This window comes from Dyadobacter sp. CY347 (genome assembly GCF_021502655.1).
Lineage (GTDB): Bacteria > Bacteroidota > Bacteroidia > Cytophagales > Spirosomataceae > Dyadobacter.
Window position 1 is genome coordinate 227,246 of sequence record NZ_JAKFFT010000004.1, and the last position, 24,898, is coordinate 252,143.

The 24,898-nt window shown below is 44.6% G+C and carries 24 protein-coding genes; 10 read left to right on the forward strand and 14 right to left on the reverse strand.

Annotated elements, in window-relative coordinates; translation table 11 throughout:
* Window positions 1-13 precede the first annotated feature (13 nt).
* Window positions 14-2,638, forward strand: coding sequence for a M1 family metallopeptidase (locus L0659_RS09105; RefSeq protein ID WP_235125563.1), 2,625 nt, complete (start codon window positions 14-16; stop codon window positions 2,636-2,638).
* A gap of 23 nt (window positions 2,639-2,661) precedes the next feature.
* Here L0659_RS09105 and L0659_RS09110 read toward each other — a convergent pair whose 3' ends face one another.
* From L0659_RS09110 to rplU, 6 genes are all read right to left on the reverse strand, one after another.
* Window positions 2,662-3,723, reverse strand: coding sequence for a LacI family DNA-binding transcriptional regulator (locus tag L0659_RS09110; protein WP_235125565.1), 1,062 nt, complete (start codon window positions 3,721-3,723; stop codon window positions 2,662-2,664).
* A 445-nt stretch (window positions 3,724-4,168) separates the two neighbouring features.
* Window positions 4,169-5,215, reverse strand: coding sequence for a ferredoxin--NADP reductase (locus tag L0659_RS09115; RefSeq protein ID WP_235125566.1), 1,047 nt, complete (start codon window positions 5,213-5,215; stop codon window positions 4,169-4,171).
* Between the two features lie 30 nt (window positions 5,216-5,245).
* Complete coding sequence (locus L0659_RS09120; RefSeq protein ID WP_235125569.1) at window positions 5,246-6,337, reverse strand: hypothetical protein; 1,092 nt, start codon at window positions 6,335-6,337, stop codon at window positions 5,246-5,248.
* A gap of 82 nt (window positions 6,338-6,419) precedes the next feature.
* Window positions 6,420-7,016, reverse strand: coding sequence for a NifU family protein (locus tag L0659_RS09125; RefSeq protein ID WP_235125571.1), 597 nt, complete (start codon window positions 7,014-7,016; stop codon window positions 6,420-6,422).
* Window positions 7,017-7,170: 154 nt separating this feature from the next.
* The gene (rpmA, locus tag L0659_RS09130) at window positions 7,171-7,464 is read right to left on the reverse strand and encodes a 50S ribosomal protein L27 (RefSeq protein ID WP_235125576.1); all 294 of its coding nucleotides are present in this window, start codon (window positions 7,462-7,464) and stop codon (window positions 7,171-7,173) included.
* 42 nt (window positions 7,465-7,506) lie between these two features.
* Complete coding sequence (gene rplU, locus L0659_RS09135; protein ID WP_026632321.1) at window positions 7,507-7,818, reverse strand: 50S ribosomal protein L21; 312 nt, start codon at window positions 7,816-7,818, stop codon at window positions 7,507-7,509.
* Window positions 7,819-8,188: 370 nt separating this feature from the next.
* On the opposite strand from rplU, the gene L0659_RS09140 reads away from it, so the two are divergent.
* The 5 genes from L0659_RS09140 to L0659_RS09160 all read left to right on the forward strand — a co-directional run bounded on the left by L0659_RS09140 (window position 8,189) and on the right by L0659_RS09160 (window position 11,619).
* Window positions 8,189-8,740, forward strand: a complete 552-nt coding sequence (locus L0659_RS09140; RefSeq protein WP_409019065.1) for a thioredoxin family protein — start codon at window positions 8,189-8,191, stop codon at window positions 8,738-8,740.
* Between the two features lie 19 nt (window positions 8,741-8,759).
* Entirely contained in the window at window positions 8,760-9,668 is a 909-nt protein-coding gene (locus L0659_RS09145) for an SMP-30/gluconolactonase/LRE family protein (RefSeq protein ID WP_235125583.1), read from the forward strand.
* A gap of 107 nt (window positions 9,669-9,775) precedes the next feature.
* The gene (locus L0659_RS09150; protein WP_234611849.1) at window positions 9,776-10,150 is read left to right on the forward strand and encodes a diacylglycerol kinase family protein; all 375 of its coding nucleotides are present in this window, start codon (window positions 9,776-9,778) and stop codon (window positions 10,148-10,150) included.
* Window positions 10,151-10,171: 21 nt separating this feature from the next.
* A complete protein-coding gene (locus L0659_RS26410) occupies window positions 10,172-11,284 on the forward strand; it encodes a hypothetical protein (RefSeq protein WP_310590693.1) in 1,113 nt (370 codons plus the stop codon).
* A gap of 38 nt (window positions 11,285-11,322) precedes the next feature.
* Window positions 11,323-11,619 carry a transcriptional regulator gene (locus L0659_RS09160; protein WP_235125585.1) on the forward strand — a complete coding sequence of 99 codons (297 nt, stop codon included), beginning with the start codon at window positions 11,323-11,325 and terminating at the stop codon, window positions 11,617-11,619.
* Between the two features lie 61 nt (window positions 11,620-11,680).
* Here L0659_RS09160 and L0659_RS09165 read toward each other — a convergent pair whose 3' ends face one another.
* On the reverse strand, window positions 11,681-12,181 hold the full coding sequence (locus tag L0659_RS09165; RefSeq protein WP_235125587.1) for a DUF2911 domain-containing protein: 501 nt from the start codon (window positions 12,179-12,181) through the stop codon (window positions 11,681-11,683).
* Between the two features lie 179 nt (window positions 12,182-12,360).
* Between L0659_RS09165 and recG the strand changes: the two genes are divergently transcribed.
* Window positions 12,361-14,481 (forward strand): ATP-dependent DNA helicase RecG, encoded by a 2,121-nt coding sequence (gene recG / locus L0659_RS09170; protein ID WP_235125589.1) that lies wholly within the window; start codon window positions 12,361-12,363, stop codon window positions 14,479-14,481.
* A gap of 6 nt (window positions 14,482-14,487) precedes the next feature.
* On the opposite strand, the gene L0659_RS09175 is transcribed toward recG, so the two are convergent.
* The 6 genes from L0659_RS09175 to L0659_RS09200 form a co-directional block, all read right to left on the reverse strand.
* Window positions 14,488-15,831: an FGGY-family carbohydrate kinase gene (locus L0659_RS09175; protein WP_235125594.1), complete on the reverse strand. Its 1,344-nt coding sequence runs from the start codon at window positions 15,829-15,831 to the stop codon at window positions 14,488-14,490.
* Window positions 15,832-15,961: 130 nt separating this feature from the next.
* Window positions 15,962-16,657, reverse strand: coding sequence for a GDSL-type esterase/lipase family protein (locus tag L0659_RS09180; protein WP_235125596.1), 696 nt, complete (start codon window positions 16,655-16,657; stop codon window positions 15,962-15,964).
* Between the two features lie 89 nt (window positions 16,658-16,746).
* A complete protein-coding gene (locus L0659_RS09185) occupies window positions 16,747-17,427 on the reverse strand; it encodes an outer membrane beta-barrel protein (RefSeq protein WP_235125597.1) in 681 nt (226 codons plus the stop codon).
* An 8-nt stretch (window positions 17,428-17,435) separates the two neighbouring features.
* A complete protein-coding gene (locus L0659_RS09190) occupies window positions 17,436-18,092 on the reverse strand; it encodes an outer membrane beta-barrel protein (protein WP_235125599.1) in 657 nt (218 codons plus the stop codon).
* A gap of 161 nt (window positions 18,093-18,253) precedes the next feature.
* Window positions 18,254-19,564, reverse strand: coding sequence for a TolC family protein (locus L0659_RS09195; RefSeq protein WP_235125601.1), 1,311 nt, complete (start codon window positions 19,562-19,564; stop codon window positions 18,254-18,256).
* A 15-nt stretch (window positions 19,565-19,579) separates the two neighbouring features.
* The gene (locus L0659_RS09200) at window positions 19,580-20,242 is read right to left on the reverse strand and encodes an ABC transporter ATP-binding protein (protein WP_235125603.1); all 663 of its coding nucleotides are present in this window, start codon (window positions 20,240-20,242) and stop codon (window positions 19,580-19,582) included.
* 260 nt (window positions 20,243-20,502) lie between these two features.
* Between L0659_RS09200 and L0659_RS09205 the strand changes: the two genes are divergently transcribed.
* Genes L0659_RS09205 through L0659_RS09215 form a run of 3 tightly spaced genes read left to right on the forward strand, consistent with a single transcriptional unit; the run spans window position 20,503 to window position 22,444 of the window.
* Complete coding sequence (locus tag L0659_RS09205) at window positions 20,503-21,747, forward strand: MFS transporter (protein WP_235125606.1); 1,245 nt, start codon at window positions 20,503-20,505, stop codon at window positions 21,745-21,747.
* A 47-nt stretch (window positions 21,748-21,794) separates the two neighbouring features.
* Window positions 21,795-22,034 carry a hypothetical protein gene (locus L0659_RS09210; RefSeq protein ID WP_235125608.1) on the forward strand — a complete coding sequence of 80 codons (240 nt, stop codon included), beginning with the start codon at window positions 21,795-21,797 and terminating at the stop codon, window positions 22,032-22,034.
* On the forward strand, window positions 22,031-22,444 hold the full coding sequence (locus tag L0659_RS09215; protein WP_235125610.1) for a putative toxin-antitoxin system toxin component, PIN family: 414 nt from the start codon (window positions 22,031-22,033) through the stop codon (window positions 22,442-22,444). The genes L0659_RS09210 and L0659_RS09215 overlap by 4 nt, the downstream gene beginning before the upstream one ends.
* Before the next feature lie 8 nt (window positions 22,445-22,452).
* Here the strand turns inward: L0659_RS09215 and L0659_RS09220 are convergent, their stop codons facing one another.
* Complete coding sequence (locus L0659_RS09220) at window positions 22,453-24,858, reverse strand: ABC transporter permease (RefSeq protein ID WP_235125613.1); 2,406 nt, start codon at window positions 24,856-24,858, stop codon at window positions 22,453-22,455.
* Window positions 24,859-24,898: the final 40 nt, after the last annotated feature.

Here is a 24,898-nt window from a genome sequence, read left to right on the forward strand (position 1 = left end):
TAACAAAATCATTTTGACATACATCCACACAATCAACTTGAAAATAGACGTCTCCGGCCACAATAGGGGGCTTTTTTTGGGCCGTTTGATCTTTGTTATCAGCACAGTATTGCTATTGTTTTCTGTTCCTTCGCAGGCTGCCGAGTTGGCTGATACGCTGAGAAGAAGGAACCCGGGAGCAGTTTCTTCCCAAGGCAATTATCGCCCCGAGCAGCCAAGGAAAAGTGATATTCTGTATACACGCCTGGATGTGGCATTCGACTGGGAAAAGCAACAGGTTCCCGCGTCAGCCGTTTTAATGTTCAAGCCGCATTTTTATCCGCAAAATACATTGGAGCTGGATGCCAAAGGCTTTGAGATCAAAGGCATTGCATTAATGGACACAGTGGGCGATTACGGGTCACTGTCAACAGAGGAGATTCAGGGGAAAGTCAAAAAGAAGCTGGAATACACTTACGACAAGCGGAAATTGCTGATCAAGCTGGATCAGAGTTACACCAGAAAAGACACGGTTTTTGTTAAAATAGATTACGTAGCACGTCCGAACGACGTTCCGCGTGATAAGCCCGGCGACAGCGCATCTGACAAAGGCCTTTACTTTATTAATGCCGATGGCATGGATGAAGGCAAGCCCAAGCAGATCTGGACGCAGGGTGAGACCGAAGGAAGCAGCTGCTGGTTTCCTACCATTGACGCACCTAATCAAAAATTCACCCAGGACATTTATATTACCGTTGACAGCACTTATAAAACGCTGTCCAACGGTCTCTTAGTTGCCCAGAATGAAGGCAAAAAAGGTTTGAGGATCGACCATTGGAAACAAACGCTTCCGCATGCACCTTACCTTACGATGTTGGCGGTTGGCGACTTTGTCGTTGCCAAGGACATGATGCCAAACGGTTTGGAGCTTAGTTATTATGTAGAGCCTAAATACGGACAGGATGCGCATGCGATTTTTGGCCGTACACCCGAAATGATGGGCTTTTTTGCCAATGTTTTTGGAATAGAATATCCATGGGAAAAATACGCGCAAATTGCGGTAAGGGACTTTGTAGCAGGCGCAATGGAAAACACCACTGCAACGGTTCACGAGGAAGGCGTACAGAATGATGCGCGCTCGCTGGTGGATGGAAACTCGGATGCCGTGATCGCCCATGAGTTGGCGCACCATTGGTTCGGGGATTATGTAACGGCAGAAGAGTGGGGGCAACTTCCTTTAAATGAATCTTTTGCAAACTATTCGGAGTATCTGTGGAGTGAATATAACAACGGAAAATACGAGGCGGACTGGCAGAATTTGCAGGAAATGAAAGCTTATCTGGCCGAATCCGAGACAAAGCAAGTGCCTATGATCCGCTATTTTTATAAGGATCGGGAAAATATGTTTGACAGCCATTCCTACGCGAAAGGCGGACGTATCTTGCATATGCTGCGCAATTACGTGGGTGACGATGCTTTTTTTGCTTCGCTTCAGCATTATTTGAAAAGCCACGCTTTCGGAACGGCTGAGATCGATGATTTGAGAATGTCATTTGAAAAAGTGACAGGAGAAGATCTGAATTGGTTTTTTGATCAGTGGTTTCACAAGCCGGGACATCCGACCATTAAAATCCAGCAGGAATATGCGGCTGCTACGGGTAAGGTGCTTTTGAAATTAAAGCAAACACAGGACACGCTGGCCACAACGGTTTACAGGCTTCCGCTAAAAGTGGATGTCTGGGTTAACGGTAAGAAAAGTCAGTATAATGTGTTGGTCGACAAGGCAAACCAGACACTTGAATTCCCGGCCGCCAAAAAGCCCGACCTGGTTGTTTTCGATGCAGAAGCGCAATTGTTGGGCATTGTAGAGCACGAAAAGAACAGGCGGGAAATGGAATTCCAATACACGCATAGCGATCGTTTTTTACACAAATATGAAGCGCTGGCGTCTCTTGAAGGAAACCTTACGGATACATTGGCACGTGGCATTTTGGTAAAAGCCATGACGGATCCATTCTGGAAATTCCGCCAGATGGCGATCAGTAATTTTTCTGAATATGATGGTGATGGTTTTGCAGACATTGAAAAGGTGATCCAAAGTGCTGCAAGGCAGGATGCGCATCCGCAAGTTCGCTCGGAGGCAATGATCACATTGGCTTCTTTTGGAGACAACAACAGCGATTCCATTTTCCGGGAAGCATTGAGTGACAGTTCCTACCAGGTCGTTTCCGTGGCCATTGAGAAATACCTGATGGCGCAACCGACCGATGCCAATGAAATTGCCGCCCAATTCGAAAACAGCCCCAATGATGCTATCGTCACATCAGTTGGAAATTACTACGCCGGACTCGCCCAGCCCGAGCGTTTTGATTGGTTTCTAGATAAGATGAAATCGATGAAACCTACCGAAAAATATAATTTCTTGCAGGTTTTTGGGAAGTATCTGATCAAATCCAAGCAAGATGTGCAGCGTAAAAGCATTCCGGTTTTGGAAGGATTAGCGCGTGAAAATCCTTCGTATTTCGTAAGATTCGGCGCATTCCAGGCTTTGGGCTTACTAACCGACATTCAGGGTGTGGCTGCTTTGCGGAAAGATATTCGCGCAAAAGAAACAGAGCCTAAGCTGAAAGAAATGTACAGCCAGTTCGGCGATTTATAGACAACATTGTTTTACAAAAACCCTTATTGCGGATCCAGGTAATAATCCAGGTTTTCCTTGGTTATAATGTCCAAAGGCAGGAATTTGATTGGCTGAATGTCCTTTTTGAAAACCAGGAAGTTCGCCAGCTGGTGAATTCCCCAGTAACCTTGCCCGAGCGGGTTTTGGTTGATCAGAAAGTTAATGATCTCTTTTTCCAGGAAGTTCAGGTTAGGCTTCAACAAGTCATAACCCACCAATTTAATGTGTTTTAAAGCGTTTTTTTCCAAATAGGAAGCCACTTCAAATGCTTTGGAATTGGTCACATAAACGGCCTTCAATTCAGGTTCTTCTTTTAAGATCGCATCCAGCTGGTCATCGGGCGTTTCGCCATCCGGGAAATTGATCTCCCTGCTGATCACTTTGTAAGTCGCTTCGTCATTAGTCTTGAAATAATCCCTGAAACCAGCCTCTTTGGTAATCAAATGCGCAGAATTGGAAATATCTTCATTCACGTGCGCCACCAAAACGGTCCCCGGTGATTGCAAACCGAAACTCAGGATTTTTGCCGCCAACGAACCACTTCTGTAAGAGTCTTGTCCAATGTAACAAAGCGGATTGACGTGCTCGATTTGCGTGTTAAAAAGCACATAAGGAATGTTCAGATTTGACCATTCGTCGAAAAACGGCAATGCTTCTTTGTAAAAAACCGGCGCGATCAAAAGCCCGTCAGGATGCTCCTTTGAAACTTCCTTAGCCTTGGCGATAAATGACTGTTCCTCATGCGAATTGAAAATGAAGAGGGTAATGTACACACCATATTGCCGTAACTCTTTTTCTGCTTTTTCAAGTCCGATTTTCGGCGCTTCCCAATAGGAATCTGCGTCAGGATCGGGGATAAGGACGGCCAGGTTATAGGTTCTCTGGGATTTTAGTGATTGTGCAATGAAGTTTGGCTCATAATTAAGCTCCTTAATAATGCTTAAAATCCGTTCTCGCACATCGTCGGCAACCCTGCCACGATTGTGCAATACACGGTCAACGGTTCCTTTCGACGTCTGGGCCTTTTCTGCTATATCTTTTATTCTGACGATTCTCTTTTTCACTTTCTTGCGGTGTCTGTATCCATCATATTTGGTTGCCAGGACGAATATCAAATTTTTATTTGAAGGATAAATAGTTTCGAAAAAACTAATGTCTTCAAGACAATACTTTTCAAATTTTATTTATAATAAATTTGAGATTCTCCCCAAATGAGTTTAGTTTTACGTTACGCAATTACATTGACATACACGTCTTCGGGTACGATCCCGAGGAGCTCATTTACGTGTGTGCTCGAACACTTTTTTGAATTTTGATTGGATTAACCATTTTTACAATTAATTTTGTCAGGAAGATCCTAAATAAAATATAATTCTACATTCCTCGTCCTTAACACCTGAAAGAACCTAACCTTTAACCTTTTCCAGAATTACTCCCCTTTTTCTGCTAATCCTAAATCCATAATAAAGCGTACGAAGTAACATTCATACGCTTTTTGTTTGAAATAGCTTAAATGATATCAATTGAAACATCCGCAGAGTCTACGTAAGCCGAGCATGTCAGGATCCATCCATCCGCCAAGTCGCGGTCGGTAAGCACCTCATTTACAATCATATGCAACTTTCCGGTCCTGCATATGCCTGCACAAGTCGAACATCTTCCGCCTTTGCAGCTGTAAGGCAGCTTAATGCCCGCCGCAAGCGCTGCATCGAGCACAGTCGTGTGCGCAGGAACGAATAAATCGTACGCCTGATCCCGGAAGTTAAGCTTGATCACATGCGGATAGGAGACAGGCGGTGGCGGTGGCGCAGCCGGGATGATAAAGTTCTCCTTCCTGATCTGTAAGGAAGTGAAGCCCATGAAATGCAATGTAATCTCCACGGACCGCATTAGCTCGTAAGGTCCGCAAATAAAAAAACGGGCGTTTCTAGGCTGAAATCGCAATGATTTGTTGACGAGTTGTTCGAGCCGGGTGTTGTTGATGCGCCCACGCATGCCATTCCAGTCGTCAAGCGGCTGACTGTGAATGTGGATGACGTTCAGTCTGTCTGCGAATCGCTCCTGCCATTGGCGGATCTGGTCATGAAACAAGGCATGCCGCACGTTCCTGCTGGCGTAGAGCAGCGTAATGTTGCTTTCCTTTTCCTGGATCAGGGTTTCTTTTAAAATCGAAAAAAGCGGGGTTATGCCACTTCCGGCGGCAATCAACACAATGTCGCGAGGCCTACCGAAAGATTCTTCTAATACAAACCTGCCCGATGCCGGCAGCACATCAAACTGATCGCCAACCTTAACTGTATCAATCCAAAAGCGAGAAACTTCACCATTAGGAACGCGTTTGACTGTTATGGCCGGATCTTCATCCACATTCGGAGCAGAGCTCATGGAATATGATCGCCGGGTTTCGTGCCCGTGCATGGGAATCAGGAAAGTGAGGAACTGTCCGGCTTTGTAAGTGAATGGTTGTTTGTTCGTTCTTTCAAAAACAAATGTCTTCGCATCAGTTGCCTCCTGGATAATGTGCTTTACCTGCAAAGAAATTGTGGCTTCGGACATTGCGCTCATGGTCGGTTATCGAATGAAAGTTTAACGCATATTCTGCGCTGCGTTGTTCCAAAGCGTCTCATATTCTGCCAAAAGTGTCCAGCAATGCGCTTCACAGATCCAGTGCATGTGAAATAACGGGTTGATAGCGAGCTTGTAAAGTATCGGGTTTTCGTAAGCCGTAAGCAGGCCGGCAATGAAGAAAAAGAATCCCTCAAAATCCTTTTCGGTAAAATTTTCAATGTCAATGCGCCTGGTCTTTACGCCCAGCCGGATCAGCGAAGAGGAAAGGATCACCTGGTCCATTGCATTATCTGTTGTTTTCAGGATACGCTGTGCATCAGCAATCAGTTTGTCCTTAACGGGTTGCAAAGCAGGTGGGTCGAAAGCCGCTATCAAGCGTGCAACGTGGTAAATAATGAGTGGCGTCCGCGGATATTGATGTGCACATCGGAAGGGCATTGTAATGTATCGATCCGTTTCAATCACCGACCGGATGTATTGCAAACTATCCGCATCATGCTCATTCAGAGGTAGATCGTATTGAAAGATGCAGTACATTAAATTACTCAGGACGCAAACATCAAACTCCACATACATGTTTTTGCCAAACCAGGTGGAGTAAGCTTTAAGGTTTTTATATTCTTTGAACGTGTTGCGGACGCTCAGCTTCGTCCCGTTTGCGTGGAGTTTAAGTTTCTCTTTCAGCCAGACCAGTTCCTGATTATCAGGTTTGGTTGTCAGGTAAATGAATGCAGTATCATCCACATCGTCGGGAATGCGGAAATGTTCGAAACGGTGGAAGATGTGCCCGTTCGGGAAATGTCGTGACGGCCTGGTTTTCCAAAAATTATAGGTTTTCAGCCCGTCTTTGTTCTGAAAATCCGGGTAATTTTTGATCACATCATTACAGATCCGTTCAATGGTTTTTTGCTGTTCATCGTCTGCATATCTGGCAATGGATTGCAATGTGAAGCACGTGATTGCGGAAAAGAAGATGGTCGTATCCGGCCGGTGGTAACCGATCAATTTATTTTCCCTGTGTGCCGGAAAGATCCCTTCGGGAAAATAACGAGTTCCATTGGATTGCAGACTTTCAATTTGATCCAAAAAAAATTGCAGCGGTTGCTTCATAGCTCGAAACTAGTGAAACGGCACAAAAAAAGAAACCCTGCCGGTGATTGACAGGGTTTCGATATCAATATGTCTGAAAACTTTAAACGCCTTCCGCAACCACTTCTTTCACATTCGGCACCATACGCGTAAGCAGATTTTCGATGCCCGCTTTCAATGTCAGGGTAGAAGAAGGGCAGCCGCTACATGATCCTTGTAACAGCACCTTTACGACACCCGAATCCTCATTAAACGAATGGAAATTAATAGCGCCTCCGTCCGATTCAACAGCCGGACGCACATATTGATCCAATGCTGCCTTAATCTGCTGAACTGTATCTGAATCCCTCGAATCGACGATCAATGTATTTTTATCAATCGTTTGCTGTTCAAAAACGGGATGGTTTTCTTCAAAATATATTTTAATAAATTGTTTTGTATCACGTAAAACCTCTTCCCAGGCAATGGTATCGTCTTTTGTGATCGTAACAAAATTGCTGGCAATGAAAACCCTTTTTACATGCGGGAACTGAAACAGGTCCGAAGCAAGCGGTGAAGCTTTTCCTTCTTCCAAAGCTGCTTGCAGAGAAGGATAGTCAAATGATAGTCCGTCTGGCACCAGCTCAAAGTTGAGCACAAACTTCATCGAGTTAGGGTTCGGACTTAATTCAGTATATACAAAAACTGGGCGTGTTAGCATTTCTTGGTAAGTATGTTTTAAACGGGTAAATGACTTTGTGTAGGGTAAACAAGCAAATCGGGGTTTTGGTTTGATGCCCACCCTGAAACATAAAAAAACCCAAAGGACTGTAAATCCTTCGGGTTCATTATTGTCAAATCTTGACCTTTGCTGACTATGCTTCTGCTGTAACAGGAGCCTCAGTTGCTACAACTGCAAGCGGTTCAATGTGAACGTATGACTTGTTCTGACGAGTCTTACGGAAAACTACATTGCCTTCAACCAATGCAAATAAAGTATGGTCACGGCCGATGCCTACATTGTTACCAGGATTGTGCTTGGTTCCGCGCTGACGAACCAGGATATTTCCTGCTTTGGCAACCTGGCCACCGAATAATTTTACGCCCAGACGCTTGCTTTCCGATTCACGTCCGTTTCTCGAGCTACCTACACCTTTCTTATGTGCCATGATATCTTAACTATTAATTATAATTTCTTTATTTAAAACTGATTAAGCTACAATCTCGTCAATGCTGATCTTCGTCAGATACTGACGGTGACCATTTTTAACTTTGTAACCTTTACGTCTTTTCTTTTTGAAGACGATCACTTTTTCACCTTTAAGGTGTTCAAGGACAGTTGCTTTAACAGAAGCGCCTGCAACTGTTGGAAGACCTACCTGTACTGTGCCTGCGGTATCAACCAGAAGGACTTTGTCAAACACAAGAGCAGCGTTCACGTCACCTTCAAGCCTATGCGTGAAGATTTCGAGACCCTTTTCAACCTTAAATTGCTGACCTGCGATTTCTACGATTGCGTACATGTTAATAAATTATGTAAAACTGATTTCTAAAATGAGGTGCAAAGATAGACACTTGCATACAGAATTACAATGCTTTAACGCAAATCTTCAACAAGTTCGAAGCGTGACGTATAATTATTTGCTGCCTTATAGTTAAACTTGCTCAAAACATTACCTTTATAAGATTACCAGCTGTCGCAGCGTTCCATTATAGCATTAACAAAACTTAACAATCTCAACTGTTACTTTATTCCAAAATTTACGTCTAACCATAAGAATGCGTTTAAAAAGCAAAAAAATGAAAATTTGTTTATGGATTTTAATGGTTGCAGGAGTAGGATTGTGTAGGCAGTCGTATGCGACTGATTTGAGGTTGTTATTGACTGAAATAATGCAGACGGGAGGTTATCAGGTTGGTGATGCAGCGGCAGGTTTCCGGCTGAAAAACACGGATGGTAACATGGTTTCCTTAAATGATTTCAATAATGCGAAAGGCGTTATTGTGATTTTTACAAGCAACCATTGCCCTTTTGCCAAAGCCTATGAAGACCGGATCATTGCTTTGAATAATAAGTTTGCTGCGCAAGGCTTTCCCGTTATTGCTATTAACCCAAGTGACCCGGGAACGCACCAGGATGATACATTTGAGAAAATGAAAGAACGTGCCGCATCAAAAGGATATGGTTATCCGTATTTGGTAGACGAATCACAGCAGGTTGCGAAAGCATTTGGTGCGGGCCGAACGCCGCAGGTTTATATTTTGCAAAAAAACGGAGCCAAATTCACGGTTCGTTACATTGGTATGATCGACGATAATCCGCAGGACCCGGGCGGTGTTACTAAACTATATGCAGATGAAGCCGTTAGCAATCTTTTGACCGGAAAACCCGTCGTTACAACCATTACCAAGCCGGTTGGTTGCGCGATCAAATGGAAAAATTAGTGCCTTGAAATTCTTGATCATGAATAAATTTTTGCTCCTCCTCATTTCCTGCACCGTTTTTGCACAACTATCCTTTGCACAAACGAAAAGCAAAAAATTCTCCAACGAAGGCGAATTCACAAGCAATTGTGAAGGTCCCGCGGTTGACAGCGAAGGAAACGTATATGCAGTGAATTTCGCGCGCGACGGCACGGTTGCGATCATGAACAGGAAAGGCAGCGCAAGCTTTTTCATAACCCTTCCCAAAGGCAGCACGGGCAACGGAATCCGGTTTGCCGACAAAAACACATTCTTTGTAGCAGATTTTACCGGGCATAATGTCCTGAAAGTAAACCTGATCACAAAGGATATTTCCGTTTTTGCGAACGAACCGAAAATGAACCAGCCTAACGACCTGGCTATCACGGCAAAAGGCCACATCTTCTGTTCAGACCCCAACTGGAAAGAAGGCACCGGGCAGATCTGGCACGTTTCACCCGAAGGCAAAACGCGGTTGGTGGCCGAAAATATGGGCACTACCAACGGAATAGACGTAAGCCCGGACGAGAAGAAATTGTATGTCAACGAAAGCGTGCAAAGAAACGTGTGGGTTTTCGACCTGGCGCCTGATGGTTCTTTATCCAACAAAAAGCTCCTGCATAAATTTGAAGACGGCGGAATGGACGGCATGCGCTGCGACGTTGAAGGCAATCTTTACATTGCCCGGCATGGAAAAGGCGAAGTGGCTGTGCTGTCGCCGGAAGGCAAAGTAATCCAGACCATTACCACCATTGGCAAAAAGGTTTCAAACATTTGTTTCGGCGGCAAAAATGGCAAAACCTGTTACATTACTCTACAAGACCGCGGCTGCCTGGAAACTTTTAAGGCTCCTACGGCCGGAAGGGAATGGGCCATGATGAAGGCTTTTGCAGAGGTTAACAAAAAATAATCCTTCCCATTCTCAGTTGCAGGCTTCCATAAAACACACATGGACGTTTTCGTTCGTGCTGATGTTGTTGTACTTTGCGTTCCATATTTTCGCAGAACTCAAACAAAATGAACGGACCCATAGATTTTCTTAAAGCCGCGCGCAGTTTTCGCTTTGCGGGGGTGGGGATTTACAATCTATTTCGCTACGAAAACAACGCAAGGATCCATTTAATGGCTTGCATCCTGGTTTTAATGGCCGGTGTGTTTTTCGATATTTCAAGCGTTGAATGGACCATTATTATAATCCAGATAGCGTTGGTACTCGCGGCTGAGGCATTCAATACGTCCATTGAAAAGCTCGCCGACCTGGTTATGCCTGACTATCATCCCGTGATTAAGGTTGTAAAAGACACTGCTGCTGCGGCTGTGCTTCTCCTGGCGATTTCTGCGGTGCTGGTAGGGCTTATTATTTTTGTCCCTAAATTTTTGCTCCTTTTTTGATCCAACATTTCCCTTCGTTTTATGAATTCAAATGAGGACTCTCTGCATACATTGAACGAGATCCGCAGCCTGATGGAGCGGTCTTCTAAATTTCTGTCATTAAGCGGGTTAAGCGGTGTTTTTATCGGCATTTTCGCTTTGATAGGCGCTGGCGTGGCTTATGTTAAATTCAAAACCGGCTGGCTTGCGGAAATCTCGTCGCCGGTTTCACCTTACGGCAATGCTAATCAACAGGATGTTGCGCGGTTTTTAATCGCAGATGGCCTCTGTGTCCTGGTCCTTTCGCTGGCTGCCGGCATGATCCTGACCGTCCGCAAAGGAAGAAAACGAGGGCTTACGGTTTGGAATGGAAGTTCAAAAAGATTGCTGGTCGGCATGCTTGTTCCGCTTTTGACGGGCGGGATCTTTTGTCTGGCTATGCTGCTTTACCATCGCATGATATGGATCGTATTTCCGGCAACATTGATTTTTTATGGCATTGCATTGGTCAACGCGAGCAAATTCACGTACCCGGAGCTCTTTTACATGGGCATCTGCGAAATCGCGCTCGGCAGCCTGGCGCTTTTCATTACAAACTATTCCCTGTTATTCTGGTCGCTGGGATTCGGCGTGCTCCACATCGTTTATGGACTGGCCATGTATAACCGTTATGAACGGGAAAAATTGAGCAATAAAACTGTTGCAAAAGGCCTCATGTGCATTGCATTGCTGTTATTTTCCTTCGTCAGCAATGGTCAATCTGTTTCGGACAGCGCCGTGGTGATGGCTAAGAAATGGTATGATAAAGAGACTATTTATTTGCAAAGCGGAAATAGTTTTGTGAAAAACAATATGCTGTACAGAGGTCAGAAGGCGCTGAAACAGGAATTTATCATATCACCAGGTGGACTTCAACTTTACAAAAGCTCCCGGCGGACGCGGAATGTTGCATTTGTTTTGTCCATGGCAGGCGTAATTGGCTCGGTTAATTCGTTGGTTTCGGGCAATAGAAACAGTGTGAAGACTTTCTTCTGGGTATCCCTCGGCACCGGGTTTGTGTCGACACTGCTAACTACCCGTGCTAACAATCAGCGTGACCAGGCAGTCTGGCTTCGAAACAGGGATGCAATGCTGTTTATGGAGCTTAATAGATAAAATTTGTCGCCAAGAACGGGGCCTATGGTCCGTAACGAATGGAGTGGTTAGAGAAGTTTAATAAAGTTTTTGAGAGTAAAATTAGGCTTGGGCTGATGTCTGTGCTTGTGGTGAACGATTCGCTCAGTTTTAATGAACTAAAAGAACTTTTGCAGCTCACCGACGGTAATCTGGCCTCCCATTTAAAGGCATTGGAAGAAACAAAATACATTGAATTCCAGAAACAGTTCCTAGGCAGAAAGCCCCTCACAACCTACAAGGCGACAGACGCAGGGCAGAAAGCATTTACCGATCATCTGCAAGTGCTGGAAAATATGATTCGTGAGAATTTATAAGGCAAAAAAGAGCGGGCAACTTTCAATGGAAAGTTGCCCGCTCTTTTTTGCCTTATAAATATTAAAACTTCAAAGGAACCGAAAAACCTGACTTATCCCATTGAAAATCAAGCGAAGTGGCGCTTACTTTGAACGTAAGTTTTTCTTCTGATGTAGGATATGTTTTGGCTGGCACCGTTACTTTTAAAACGTCTTTGCCTTTATTTTTTTCATAGTCGTAAGCGCCAGACTGGCCCAAAACGCTGTTCAGGATTACAGACCATTCTTTTTCTCCGGGAATCGTGAATAGACTATAAGTGCCCGCTTTCACCGCTTTGCCAGCAAACATGCCGTCTTTTTTGAAAGTAATTTCAGTAGAAGCATTTGCACCGGTTCTCCATATTTTGTCATACTTTTCCAAACTTTCGCTTCCTTCTTTACCAAAAAGAACCCGTCCTTTTTTCGAAGGCTGGCCATAAGAAATGCTAACATTAGGGCCGTCGGTTGTTACTCTCGGGCTTTGTGCAGCTGCCCATGTCAATGAAACTAATGTCAGAAAAAGCGTTAAAAATGTGGTTTTCATAAAGATTGAAATTGATTTTTAGGTATAAAAAATTTAAATTTTAACGAAATACGCAATTCAAAAGTTGTTAATCAAGCCGTTTAGTTCTAAAAGCGCGAATAAGTGGTGACATTAACGTTGGTTAACATATCGGACGCTGCTAATCTTTGTTTTTTATGAATTCGCGCTATATTTGAATAATGACTTCTGATGCAAACCAAACAGTAAGAACACGCTTCTTTGATACAAAAATCGAGTTTTTGAAAGGTGTTGGCCCACAAAAAGCGGCGCTCCTGAATCAGGAACTTGGCATTTTCACGTTTGGTGACCTTATCCAACATTATCCTTTCCGGCACGAAGACAGGACCGTTTTTCATCAGATCAAGAACCTGAACGACCAGCTTCCGGCCGCTCAGATCAAGGGCAGGCTCCGCGAATGGACCCTTACAGGCGAGGGAAATAAGAAGCGGCTTGTGGCATACTTCACAGATGGTACGGGCATATTGGAACTTGTTTGGTTTCAGAGCATTGCCTGGTATGAAAAGAATCTTCGACCGAACACTGAGTACATTGTTTTTGGAAAACCCGTTGCGTTCGGCGGCAGATGGAGCATTACCCATCCGGAGCTGGACCTGATTACGCCGGAAAACGAAAACGGGGGTTTCTGGCAACCCATTTATCCGCTTACCGAAAAGCTTCGCAGAAAATTTGTCGACAGCCGTGTGATAAGCCGGATGATGAAATCGCTGCTGGAAGTTTCCAGGCCACACATCCGGGAAACGCTTCCCGAAACGCTCGTTCAGAAATACAGATTGGTTTCCAAAGCGGATGCGCTCTGGAATTTTCACCTGCCGCAAAGCTCGCAATGGCTGCATCAGGCCCAAAGAAGATTAAAATTCGAAGAGCTTTTTTACAATCAGTTCAGGCTGATTAAAAATAAGCTGCTGCATAAAACGGAATATCCCGGGATGATTTTTAGCCATACCAGCCTGGTTAAGCAGTTTTATGAAAATCATTTGCCTTTTACATTAACGAATGCTCAGATCCGGGTTCTGGCAGAAATTCATGAGGACCTGAAAACCGGCCGACAAATGAACCGCCTTTTGCAGGGCGATGTAGGTTCGGGAAAGACTATTGTCGCATTTATTTCCATGCTTTTTGCGCTGGATAATGATGCCCAGGCTTGCCTGATGGCCCCAACGGAAATTCTGGCAGATCAGCATTACCAGGGCTTAAAGAAATTCGCCGATGCGCTGGGTGTTAACATTTGCAAACTCACCGGCTCAACCAAAAAGAAAGATCGCGAATTGATCCATAATCAATTGCTGGACGGTTCCATGCACATTATCGTGGGCACGCATGCGCTTATTGAAGACATTGTGCAATTCAAGAATCTGGGACTATGCATTATAGACGAACAGCATCGTTTTGGCGTGGCGCAACGTGCTAAGTTGTGGGCCAAAAACAGCCGCATTAACCCACATATGCTGGTAATGACTGCAACTCCCATTCCGCGGACATTAGCCATGACATTATATGGTGACCTCGACATTTCGGCCATTAACGAACTCCCGGCAGGGCGAAAACCGATTAAGACCGTTCACCGTTATGACGCGCACCGGTTGTCTGTTTTTGGTTTTTTAAAAGATGAAATCGCAAAGGGAAGGCAAATTTACATGGTATACCCTCTGATTGAAGAATCCGAAAAAATGGATCTGAAAGACCTGATGGATGGCTATGAGAGTGTTTCAAGGGCATTTCCCGACGTGCCGCTCAGCATTTTGCACGGTAAAATGAAATCGGCGGATAAAGATTACGAAATGGCCCGGTTTGTGCGCGGCGAGACAAAAATTATGGTCGCTACTACGGTTATCGAGGTTGGAGTGAATGTGCCCAATGCATCCGTAATGGTCATTGAAAATGCGGAAAGGTTTGGTTTATCTCAATTACATCAGTTGCGCGGCAGGGTAGGACGGGGTGCAGAACAATCCTATTGCATTCTGATCACCGATTATAAAATCAGCAAGGAAACCAAGCTCCGCATTGAAACCATGTGCAGGACAAATGATGGTTTTGAGATTGCAGAAGTGGATCTTCAATTGCGCGGTCCGGGTGACTTGTCGGGAACACAGCAGAGCGGGCTTCTGGATCTTTTGGTTGCCAACCTGGCGCAGGATGGGGAGATCTTGAAAGCTGCCAGACAATCCGCAGAGGAAATACTGAATGCAGATCCCGACCTGCTCCAACCTGTAAACCATCCCATTCGCGCCCACATTGAGCATATGGGCAAGGAAGCGACCAATTGGAGCAGGATCAGTTAAGCTGATTTATGCCTGTATTTCGTAAATCTCTTTTGAAAAATCGAAGGTTTGCGGCCTCGTCACGTGCAATGCTGCGCCCAGGGAAGTCGCGTATGGCAGATCCGTCGCGTATACCGTGTGATTCGGATAATGACGTGCGATGAGTTTTGCGAAGATCTCGTTTCTTGCAAAACCGCCATCAATGTAAATCGCCTGTACATCATTGATGCCGATCAAATCGAGTGATAAGAACAGTAATTCCGTAAGTCCTTTGATCAAATGATGGTAGGCGCTTTCAGCAGATGCAAATGCGCTGATCTGCCATTCCTGTGGACTAGGTTCGGGGGAAGGGCCGTTTCCGACCATACAAGCGGTATAGAAAGGCGGCGTATCCTGTTTTAATATCTCTTCATCAAACGCAACACCCTTATAAAAATCCGGCTCTGCGCGGAAATATTCGGCAATGCGCGCGACCTGATAATCGTGTTCCCTGCCCAGAAATAAGCGGGAAGCTGTAACACCGCTGCCCTCGGGCGTCAGGTAATTCATGCAATCGCGTTCCAGCTGATAGGAAGTCATCGGCTTGGAAGCGAAGGAATTAAAGTTGATACACCACGTTCCGGTTGAAAGCAGCACAAATGGTTTCTTAACGGCCATCCGGTAAGGAATCAATGCTGATGAACTGTCATGCAGGCCAAATCCGGACTGAATGCCTTTGTCGTTATGCCTGTATATAAATGAAGAAGACGCAAGAACCGGCGCAAGTTTTTTGTGAATTCCTTCCTCCTTAACCCACTCATGATAATCCCACATTTCAAAACTCCAAAGTGCTGTATGACAGCCTAGTGAAGTGTAATCGCTTACTTTTCTGCCAGTTAGCAGATAGAGAATGTATTGGGGTAAATGTAATGTTGAAGCAATCTGTTTGTAAATGTCGGGGTAAGTGTATTTAAGCCAGTAAAGCTGCATGCCTGAATTCAGCATCCCCATAGCCGGAGAGCCTGTTTGCAGGGAAAGCCGGGTAGGGTCGCCGTAAGTGCTGTAAAATTGCCGTAAAAGCTCCTCCGGAAAGGGTTTTAAATACGAATATAATGGTGTAAGCGGTTTGTTGGAAGCATCCAGATGAACCAGACTTGCGCCGTACGCGGCCACGTTTACCGCCTTAATGTCATATTTTGGATCTTCCAGCAATGCTGTCCAGCGATCCTGCACCCACTTGGTCAGCAGTTCTATATCCTCGGTTGGAAACCCATCCTCGTCCGTTGTTTCCGGAAGTGATTCTGAAAATTCATCTATAATCTGATACTTTTCATCAAAAAGTACATACTTCTTATTGGTCCTGCCAATGTCAAAAACCGCTGTTACTTTCATTATTCGAATGCGATATCACTTTTTTATCCGGAAATGTATTTTTCGGTTAATATAGTGACTTTACGTTAAAACCAATACCCTTACTGTTCTTTTAAAATCTTTGGATTTGACCCTTCGGTCAACCTTTTTTCTACAATGCCTTTTCCAGAATCGGCTCAAAAACCTTCGTCCAGCGGCGGTAACCTTCATCATTCATATGGAGGCTGTCGCTCACAAATATGCTGGGATCAGGCCTGCCGTTTTTCAACATCACTGGCCATACATCTATATAATGATGATTTTTGTCTTTCTTAATGTAATCCTGGACCAGCTGGTTGACCTTGATCACATCCTCCTTTTTCGCCCATCGGGAAGGCGAAGGTTTTAGTGAAACAAAATATAGCTGAACATCCGGAAGTTTATTGCGAACCATTTTTACGAACGTAACATACTCATCCCGAACCTGTTCAGGCGTCTTGGACTTCTTGCCGAACATATCGTTTTCGCAATAGGTGACAATGGTTTTGGGATTGTATTTCAATACATTACGGGGCGCGTAATAGATCACTTCGGGGAATGTGGAGCCGCCAAAGCCGCGGTTGATAATCGGCAGTGGGGCAAGGTCTTCGGCTGCATGCTGCCATTTGGTAAATGATGAACTTCCCGTGAAAACGATCCCGCCCGGCGCAGGCATCTTTTCTGCATCCTTTTTCTCGAACGCCACAATCGACGACTCTGACCTTTTTACGTCATAATCGGGCTGCCAGGGTTCTGCGAGATTGGCAGTGTTGGGTTTGTGACAAGCGCTCAGCCATAAGACAGCAAGAAACAGGAAATAATTTTTCATTAAGACAAAAAAGTGGATATACCAAAGAAGGCATATCCACATGGTTTTTAATGTAAAAAGTCTGAAAATTTAGAAATCAAGCCGCTTTTTTAATCAGCCAAAAAATAACGAAGTCCTAAGCCGACGCTTGGAAAGGTAAATGATGGCGACAGGTTATAACTGAACTGATTGGCTTTCGAGCTTGTATTGGAGCCAATAAAATCGTTATCAACTTTTGAATAACCCACAGAAAAAGGAGTGGCAAATCCAAGGCTGGCATCCAGCCACCATCTTTCCGAAAGCCTGTAATATATGCCTGCACCTACGCCCAATGACAGCGCTGTGGAATACGTTTTTCTTTCATTAACGTCTTCCTGATCGGTAAGCCTTTCCTTTTTGTAATTAAAGCTCAGGTTTACGTCCGGGCCGGCGTAGATGCCAATTTTTTCATTAAAATGTTTATAAAATTGCCAAAACCGCCCTACACCAACGCCATATTGATTGATTCCGCTCTTAGGCTCATATTGCCCGTTGACGTAGCGCAGGGTTTTTTGTCCTCCCAGATAACCACTCAGGTTCCAGCCAACTGCTTTGTTCTGCGTAGTAAATTTCCCTACGCCAATGTTGATATTTCCGCTGTAATCGTTCGTTGCCTCAACCAAATCCGGGTTAGTATTTGAGAAATCTATGCCTATGCCACCCGAAAGGAATCGCCTTCCTTCGAGTTGGGCCATCACTGTGGTTGCCAGGCAGATTTGCAATAATAGTATGAGTAATATCGGTTTTTTCATGTCGCCGTTCAGTTAGATTTTTGAATGTACCAGGCAGCTCTCAATGTGAAATACTGCTGAATTTGAGATGTCAACCCGGTCCGAAAATTGACGCTGTTGGTGTTGTTAAAATTGACGTAGGAGAGATTGAGATTAAAAACGCTGACGTCCGATTCAAGCCAGAAACGGGGCGTCAGCCGATAGGCAACGCCTGGCACAATGTTGAGTCCGGCACCGTAGCCATTTTTAAAGTCAGACTCATTCGTATTGGTATTTTTGGTCCGGACGTAACTCAGCGTAGCTCCCGAGTGAACATATAGCAACCACTTAGGGCTCAGTGATTTGTATTTCCTTATATATGGCGTCAGGTTCACAGTAAGTCCGTTGTATTTGTATTCAGAGTCATCTCCTGACAAATTGTATTTTGATCTGGAAAAGCTGATGGAGGGGCTCAGGTCAAGGCCGAACATGGTGTTATCCTTGAAAAACCAGCCAGTTCTGAGTGAGGGATAAATGTTTACAAAGTTGTTTGTGGATTTGTAAGGCGATTCATAGTCCTCATCATTAATTTGCCCATTGGACGTAATGGTTGCGCCCCAGTATCGTGTGCCCTTCGCAAGCTGTGCCTGAACCTCGCCAACCAGACATAAAATGCCGAGGGACGAGAAGAGGATAAGTTTTCTCATAGCTGATGTTTTTAGTTACTGAAAGCAAGATAATGATCTTTATGTAACCAATGAGAACTTTAACTTTTTTTAGCAAAAAAGTACAAAAAAAGAGGCAGTGATAATGTCACTGCCTCTTAAAGATTACCGATACCAAATTTAACCTAACATTCTTTAATGTCTTAAAATACGCCCGACCAGTTTCCCTGGCGATAGTACTGCAATAATCTTTGCTGCATGAGATAATCATATTTTGCCTGTATGGCATTTGCCTGTGCTTTTGCAAGGTTGGCTTTTGCGAGGGAATATTCGTACGAATTGGCAATTCCAGCGTTTATTTTACTTTCAATCACAGCAAATGCTGCTGTAAGCGATTCCACCTGACCTTCCGCAGAGGCCTGTCTGTCTGCCATGGTTTGCAAGTTCAATACGGCCAGTTCAATGGCTTGTCTCAGGACCTGGTTGGTTACATCCAACGTATTTTGCGCCTGGCGTTCCTGCACTTTAGCCAGCTCAACCCTCGGCTTGGTAAGCCACCGGCCCATAATCGGAATATTAAGGTTCAGTTGCAGGTAGCCGTTACGAGTCGAATTTAATTGGTTAAAATAGTCCAGGTTCTTGTTACTGGTTGCATATACGGCTCCAAATCCGCCTTGTAGTCCCAACGAAGGATAATTGAGCGCTTTAATTGATTTTACCTGATAGGAGAAGCTTTGACGATACAATTCTGCGCTGCGTATTTCCGGGAAACTTTTTTGAGCATCTTCATAAATGTCGATCGCGTTGGCAGCGGTAATTGTTGTGTCTTTTGGAGCAAGTGGTTCGAATTCGACCTTGTCGTCGGGCGTGACATTCATCCGCTGAAAAAGAGCCAGTCTGGCGGTTCGGTAATCGCTCAATGCCGTCACCTGGCTGAATTTATCATTGGCCAGCTGCGCTTTGATTTCATATAGTAAGTTGACGCCCAGCGTACCGGCATTAACTTGTTTTGAAATTCTGTCAACCTGCGTTTCGGAGGATAAAACTTGCTCGGTCCATGATTCGTAAAGTGCTTTTGTGGCCAATACATTTACGTATCCTTGCATCAGTAACACCGTTTGCGTGTTTAAAACAGCGGTACGATTTTCATCGGCAGATTCTTTTAGCAAAACACCTTGCCTGATCTGGTTCTGTACTTTGAAACCTTGGAAAACGGGCATCTGAAAATTAATTCCGAGCGAATTATTACCGAAAACCTCATCTATATACGTATTGGTAGACTGGTCTATACTGCGACCGGCATTGAGCGTCTGCGTTGACCCGAATGAAAGTTGTGGCAAAACTTGTGACTTGGTTTGTCTCAATTGTGCCTGTGCAGCCTCAGCTTGAAGGCTTCCTTGCTGATAGAAAAGATTATTCTTGACGAGCAGGTCCACACATTCAGCTAGGCTGAGCGTAGATTGCGCTTTCCCGAAAACCGGTAAAAGGCAAAAAAGTAAAATTAAATGTTTCATGGCTAATAAATGATGCTAGGCTAACCACCCGTCTTTCAGGCGTACAATCCGGTTTCCGTAACCGGCATTGATTTCCGAGTGGGTTACCTGGACGATGGTGACTTTATCTTCCTGGTTAAGTTTTTGAAATAATTCCATAATCTCGATCGATTGCTCCGAATGCAGGTTTCCGGTCGGTTCATCCGCGAAAATCACTTTCGGGTTGTGCACAATGGCACGCGCAACGCCCACCAATTGCTGCTGACCGCCGGAAAGCTGGTGTGGGAAAAGGTCTTTTTTTGCAACCATATTGAACCGGTCGAGCAATTCAGCAACCCGGCTTTTGCGCTCGGAACCAGGTGTCCCTTTGTAAAGTAACGGTGTTTCAATGTTCTCATAAACAGTTAGTTCGTCGATGAGGTGATAAGCCTGGAACACAAACCCAATGTGGTGACGGTGCAGCTCTGTGCGTTTTTTTTCAGACAATTTTTGAACGGGTTCATCCAGAAAAAGATATTCGCCTTCGGAAGGTTCTTCCAGCAATCCCAAAATATGCAGCAATGTCGATTTACCTGAACCGGAAGGTCCCATGATCGAAACAAACTCGCCTTCTTTAATGTGTAAATCAATGTGGCGCAACACATAAGTTTTGCCAAAACCTGCCGGGTAATATTTGGATATCTTTTCTAACTTAATCATATAAATTTTTGAGTTTGAGATTTCGGGTATAATTACAGACAAGCGATTTGAAAAGCAAATGCATATACCGTCGTCTCTTATACAGGTCGTACCAAAAAAAGGCTTGCCAAAAGGGTAAGCCGTTGATTATGATATATTTGACTTTTGTTTAAAAAGCCCAATCGTCCGAATTCGTACAAATGTGTACGGTATCGGACGATGCAAAATGAACATTATCAGATAAGAAAGATGTTACCAGACAGAACACCATTTCAACTGCATTGAAAACAGTATCTTCCCAAGATCCTTACGCCGCCCTCCGGTATTCTGATTTCCGGTTTTTTATTTCCAATTCGTTTCTCTTTTCGGCATCTATCCTTATTCAGGAAGTGATTGTTGCATACGAACTTTACAAGCTCACGCATGATCCGCTGGCACTTGGACTGATCGGGCTTGCACAGGTGATCCCGTTCGTGATCACATCCATTTTCGGCGGTTATGTGGCTGATCAGAAGAACAAGATTACGATCATGCACATTAGCCTGGTGGTGATCTTGCTTGGTTCGGTGATCCTTTATATGGCATTTCAGCCATTCATTTATAATGCACTTTCGGAGGCGCAGCATTTGATTGTCATCTATTCTGTTTTTGCCTTAATAGGTTTTGCAAAAGGCTTTTACTCACCCGCTTCCAGCTCGTTAAAACCGTTTCTGGTTCCCAGGGTGATCTATCACAATTCATCAACTTGGAGCAGCTCTTTTTCGCAGGCAGGTTCCATAACCGGCCCGGCCATTGCTGGTTTCCTTTATGCTTACATGGGCCTTACTAACACATTACTGATCGTTATTGCCAATTTCGTGATCTGCTGGATTTTATTGGGCATGATCAAAACGCGTCCTGAGTTTCCCAAGATCGTTACGCCCATTATGGAAAGCCTGAAAGAGGGTTTTCGGTTTGTTTTCCGCACCAGGATCGTGTTATATGCCATTTCGCTGGACCTCTTTTCGGTGCTTTTTGGCGGTGTGGTGGCTATTTTACCCGTTTTTGCAGAAGATATTTTGAAAGTAGGACCACAAGGTCTGGGATTGCTACGGGCGGCTCCATCGATTGGCTCGCTGCTTACAATGTTTGCCATGGCTTATTATCCGCCCACGCACAATGCATGGCGGAATATGCTCATTGCGGTGGCAGGTTTTGGGGTTTGCACTATTATTTTTTCGTTATCCACCAATTTTCTGCTGTCCTGTGCGGCGCTGTTCGCCACCGGTGTTTTTGATAGTGTAAGTGTAATTGTAAGACAAACAATCCTGCTCATTTATCCTCCCGACGAAATGCGCGGACGCGTTGCTGCTGTGAATGGCATTTTCGTAAGTTCCTCCAACGAACTGGGCGCCTTCGAATCCGGTGTTATGGCCAAAGCCTTTGGGGCAGTCCCCTCTGTCATGGCCGGCGGCATCCTCACCATCATCGTCGTCACCTACATTTACCTGCGATCGAAAGACCTGTTTTCGGTGAGGTTGAGTTAGTATGAATTGGTAATTTTATTAAATTGCATAGGTAAATCAGGAAGAAAATGGTGTCAACATCAGAGAGATTTCGTGGGAACGGCAGGCTTAACGATATGCAGATTAGCATATTACGGCTTTTTGAGCAAGGCATTAGCGAAACGGATGAACTTAAAGTTCGAAAAATGCTGATGGACTACTTTGATGATGGATTGCAAAAAGAATTGGAAGAAGTTCTAGATAAGAAAAAATACTCAACTCAGGATTATCATAAGATGCTGTCAGATGATAATTTTAGGAGTAAATGATTAAAGCCGTTATAGATACCAATTGTCTAAGGGCTTCAATTCCTCCCAAAAGCCCATATTATCAACTATATATCGATTTTAAATCTGGCAAATTTGAATGGTATGTCAGCAATGAGATATTAATGGAGTACGATGAAATCCTCACTGAAACCTATTCTCAAAAAACTGCTCAGTTCATCCTGCATCAGCTAGCAGTTGCTCATAATGTCGTTTTTTCGGAGCCGGCTTTCAAGTGGAACTTAGTGGCGAGTGATCCTGATGATAACAAATTTTCAGACCTGGCAATCAGTTCAAATTGCGATTATCTTGTGAGTAATGATCGGGACTTTGATGTATTCAAAAACATCCTGTTTCCAAAATTACTGGTCATAGACTTACAGTCGTTTCTTCGCTTGCTAGCAGCATCTTAAGACTTACTTCACTCGCTCCGCAAGTTCTTAACCGGATTCATCAATGCTGCTTTTGTTGTTTGCAGGCATACTAGCAGGATGATAATTAAGCCGAATCCCAGCCCGACGAGTGCGAACGGTTCCCAGCCGACCTGGATGCGGTAGGCGTAGGTTTCCAGCCAGCGTTTCATGGTGAGGAATGCGAGTGGAAAGGAAATGAGCATCGCCACGGCCATTACGAGCACGAATTCTTTCAGGAAAAGCATGATGATGCCTATTTCCGTGGCGCCGAGGACCTTGCGGATGCCCAGTTCGCGCGTCCGGCGTGCGACATTGAGGGAAACCATGCCGAGTACGCCTAGTAAGACGATCAAAACAGATAAAATAGTGGCAATCTGCGAAGCTTTTTTCAACTGCATTTCGGATTGATACAATTTCTGAAGCGTGTCATCCATGAAAGAATATTCGAATGGCGCACCGGGCATTAATTCCCTCCATTTGTTTTCAATAACGGCCATTGATTCTCCTAAATTGGCTGGGTTCAGGCGGAATGTAAGGAATCGAAAGGCGTTCCCTTCTTTTATATGAAAAAATCTCAATGGCTTAATAGCCTGATGCATAGATGCAAAGTTGAAATCTGCTGAGACACCATCCACGGTAAGCACCCCAGGCACGTCATGAACTCTTACTTGCTGGCCAACAGCATCTTCCGGATTCGGATATCCCAACGCTTTCGTCGCAGCCTGGTTCAGCACAATGCGATTGGCCTGAAATGTGCCCTGCTTTGCATTAAAGAACTTTCCAGCCAGGATTTTGATCTGATAAGTGTCGGCATATTTTTCGTCCGTGCTCACGAATTGCGTGTGAATGGCCAGCGTTGAATCCTGGCCGGACTTGTAAAGTCCGGCATGCCCGCCATTGTTTCCATTCGGGATTTCGTAGGATAAGCTCACATTACTTACTTCCTTCAATTGCGAAAGCTGGTCCCGGATCGCCTCCATTTTAGATAATCCTTCCGGAGTCCAATCGCGGGGAACGGCGATGGAAACAAGCGATTCTTTGTTGTAGCCGAGGTTTTTGTTGAAAAAATAATTGACCTGCCGGGAGATGACCATTGCGCCCGCAAACACAAACAAAGCAATCACAAACTGAGAAGCAATAAGCACGCGCCGTAACATTACATTTTCCTTGATCGATTTGAGTTTGCCTTTCATGGAGTCGATGGAAGAAATGCCTGAGAGAACAAAGGCCGGATAAATGCCTGCCAATGAACCAATTATTAGTGCACAAAATAATGGCATAACCAGCGAATAGGGAAATAAAGCCCATGATGAGGGCAGTGGTTTTCCTAAAATATCAGCAAATGCACCGCGCGAAACTTCGTATAACAAAATAGAAAACAGCATGGCCAATAATGCAAGAATGATGGATTCTGCAAGGAACTGCCCAATCAGCTGAATTTTATGGCTCCCAAGCACCTTTCGGACACCAATTTCTTTTAAACGAGAGGAAGATTTTCCAATGGAGATGTTTACAAAATTGACAATGGCCATGAGCAGAATGAACAGCGTCACACCGGACAGCGTGTAGATCATCTTACGGACCAATCCATTATTTGCTTGCAAATAATATTCTTTTAACGGCGTAAGGTAAACTCCCAGATTGGTCTTCGTGTTCGCTGATCCGTGCGTTGCAAGTGTTTGCGCAATAGGCTTTTCTAGATCTTTCGGTGTTACGCCGTTTTGGAGCTCAATGTAGGTGATCATGTAAGGGAAATCCCAGTTGTCTTGCGCTCCCTTTCTGCCGTCCAGACTGCTTATCGGAATAAAAACTTCGGCAGGTTTCGGCAACAGATTATTGACAGAATTGTTGGGAAGCGTTTTCAAAACGGCAGTAACCTGGAATTCCTGCTTGCCGCCGATGAAATTATGCAAGGTTATTGTTTCGCCTAACACATCGGTTCTGCCAAAATATTTTAAAGCTCTTTCTTCGGTTATGGCCACCGAATTGGCCTGTTTCAATGCGGTTATCGCATTCCCATGCAACAGAGGAAATCCATACATGGCAAGCAATGTGGAGTCACCCGTCTGAACTTCCTCGCGGAAATGCTTATCACCTTTGGAAACGGCAACGGTAATGCCGTCATAACGGTAAAAATTCGCGACGAGGTTGGGGTAATCGGCTTTTAATGTTGCTCCAAGCGGACCGAGCGTTGCCATATCGATGCCCATATCCGGATTCTTCCACTTGCTGCGGACAATGTACTGGTTATCAGCATTACGCAAATCACTATTGACCTTCAATTCACCCCATACGAAGCTCATGATGAGGAATGTAAATGTCATCCCGACCGACAGGCCAATGATCATTACCAGCGAATAAAACTTGCGTTTGAGCAGGTTACGCCATGCGATTTTGAAGTAGTTCCGGATCATTCCCAAAACTAGGCAAAATACAGTAGGCTGATTTCCGCTG

Coding starts and splice junctions, on each gene's coding strand:
- L0659_RS09115 (WP_235125566.1), bottom strand. CDS start 5,215: ATGTCCGAAGCCACAATTTCTTTGCAGGTAAAGCACATTATCCAGGAG.
- L0659_RS09120 (WP_235125569.1), bottom strand. CDS start 6,337: ATGAAGCAACCGCTGCAATTTTTTTTGGATCAAATTGAAAGTCTGCAA.
- L0659_RS09125 (WP_235125571.1), bottom strand. CDS start 7,016: ATGCTAACACGCCCAGTTTTTGTATATACTGAATTAAGTCCGAACCCT.
- rpmA (WP_235125576.1), bottom strand. CDS start 7,464: ATGGCACATAAGAAAGGTGTAGGTAGCTCGAGAAACGGACGTGAATCG.
- rplU (WP_026632321.1), bottom strand. CDS start 7,818: ATGTACGCAATCGTAGAAATCGCAGGTCAGCAATTTAAGGTTGAAAAG.
- L0659_RS09140 (WP_409019065.1), top strand. CDS start 8,189: ATGCAGACGGGAGGTTATCAGGTTGGTGATGCAGCGGCAGGTTTCCGG.
- L0659_RS09145 (WP_235125583.1), top strand. CDS start 8,760: ATGAATAAATTTTTGCTCCTCCTCATTTCCTGCACCGTTTTTGCACAA.
- L0659_RS09150 (WP_234611849.1), top strand. CDS start 9,776: ATGAACGGACCCATAGATTTTCTTAAAGCCGCGCGCAGTTTTCGCTTT.
- L0659_RS26410 (WP_310590693.1), top strand. CDS start 10,172: ATGAATTCAAATGAGGACTCTCTGCATACATTGAACGAGATCCGCAGC.
- L0659_RS09160 (WP_235125585.1), top strand. CDS start 11,323: ATGGAGTGGTTAGAGAAGTTTAATAAAGTTTTTGAGAGTAAAATTAGG.
- L0659_RS09165 (WP_235125587.1), bottom strand. CDS start 12,181: ATGAAAACCACATTTTTAACGCTTTTTCTGACATTAGTTTCATTGACA.
- recG (WP_235125589.1), top strand. CDS start 12,361: ATGACTTCTGATGCAAACCAAACAGTAAGAACACGCTTCTTTGATACA.
- L0659_RS09175 (WP_235125594.1), bottom strand. CDS start 15,831: ATGAAAGTAACAGCGGTTTTTGACATTGGCAGGACCAATAAGAAGTAT.
- L0659_RS09180 (WP_235125596.1), bottom strand. CDS start 16,657: ATGAAAAATTATTTCCTGTTTCTTGCTGTCTTATGGCTGAGCGCTTGT.
- L0659_RS09185 (WP_235125597.1), bottom strand. CDS start 17,427: ATGAAAAAACCGATATTACTCATACTATTATTGCAAATCTGCCTGGCA.
- L0659_RS09190 (WP_235125599.1), bottom strand. CDS start 18,092: ATGAGAAAACTTATCCTCTTCTCGTCCCTCGGCATTTTATGTCTGGTT.
- L0659_RS09195 (WP_235125601.1), bottom strand. CDS start 19,564: ATGAAACATTTAATTTTACTTTTTTGCCTTTTACCGGTTTTCGGGAAA.
- L0659_RS09200 (WP_235125603.1), bottom strand. CDS start 20,242: ATGATTAAGTTAGAAAAGATATCCAAATATTACCCGGCAGGTTTTGGC.
- L0659_RS09210 (WP_235125608.1), top strand. CDS start 21,795: ATGGTGTCAACATCAGAGAGATTTCGTGGGAACGGCAGGCTTAACGAT.
- L0659_RS09215 (WP_235125610.1), top strand. CDS start 22,031: ATGATTAAAGCCGTTATAGATACCAATTGTCTAAGGGCTTCAATTCCT.
- L0659_RS09220 (WP_235125613.1), bottom strand. CDS start 24,858: ATGATCCGGAACTACTTCAAAATCGCATGGCGTAACCTGCTCAAACGC.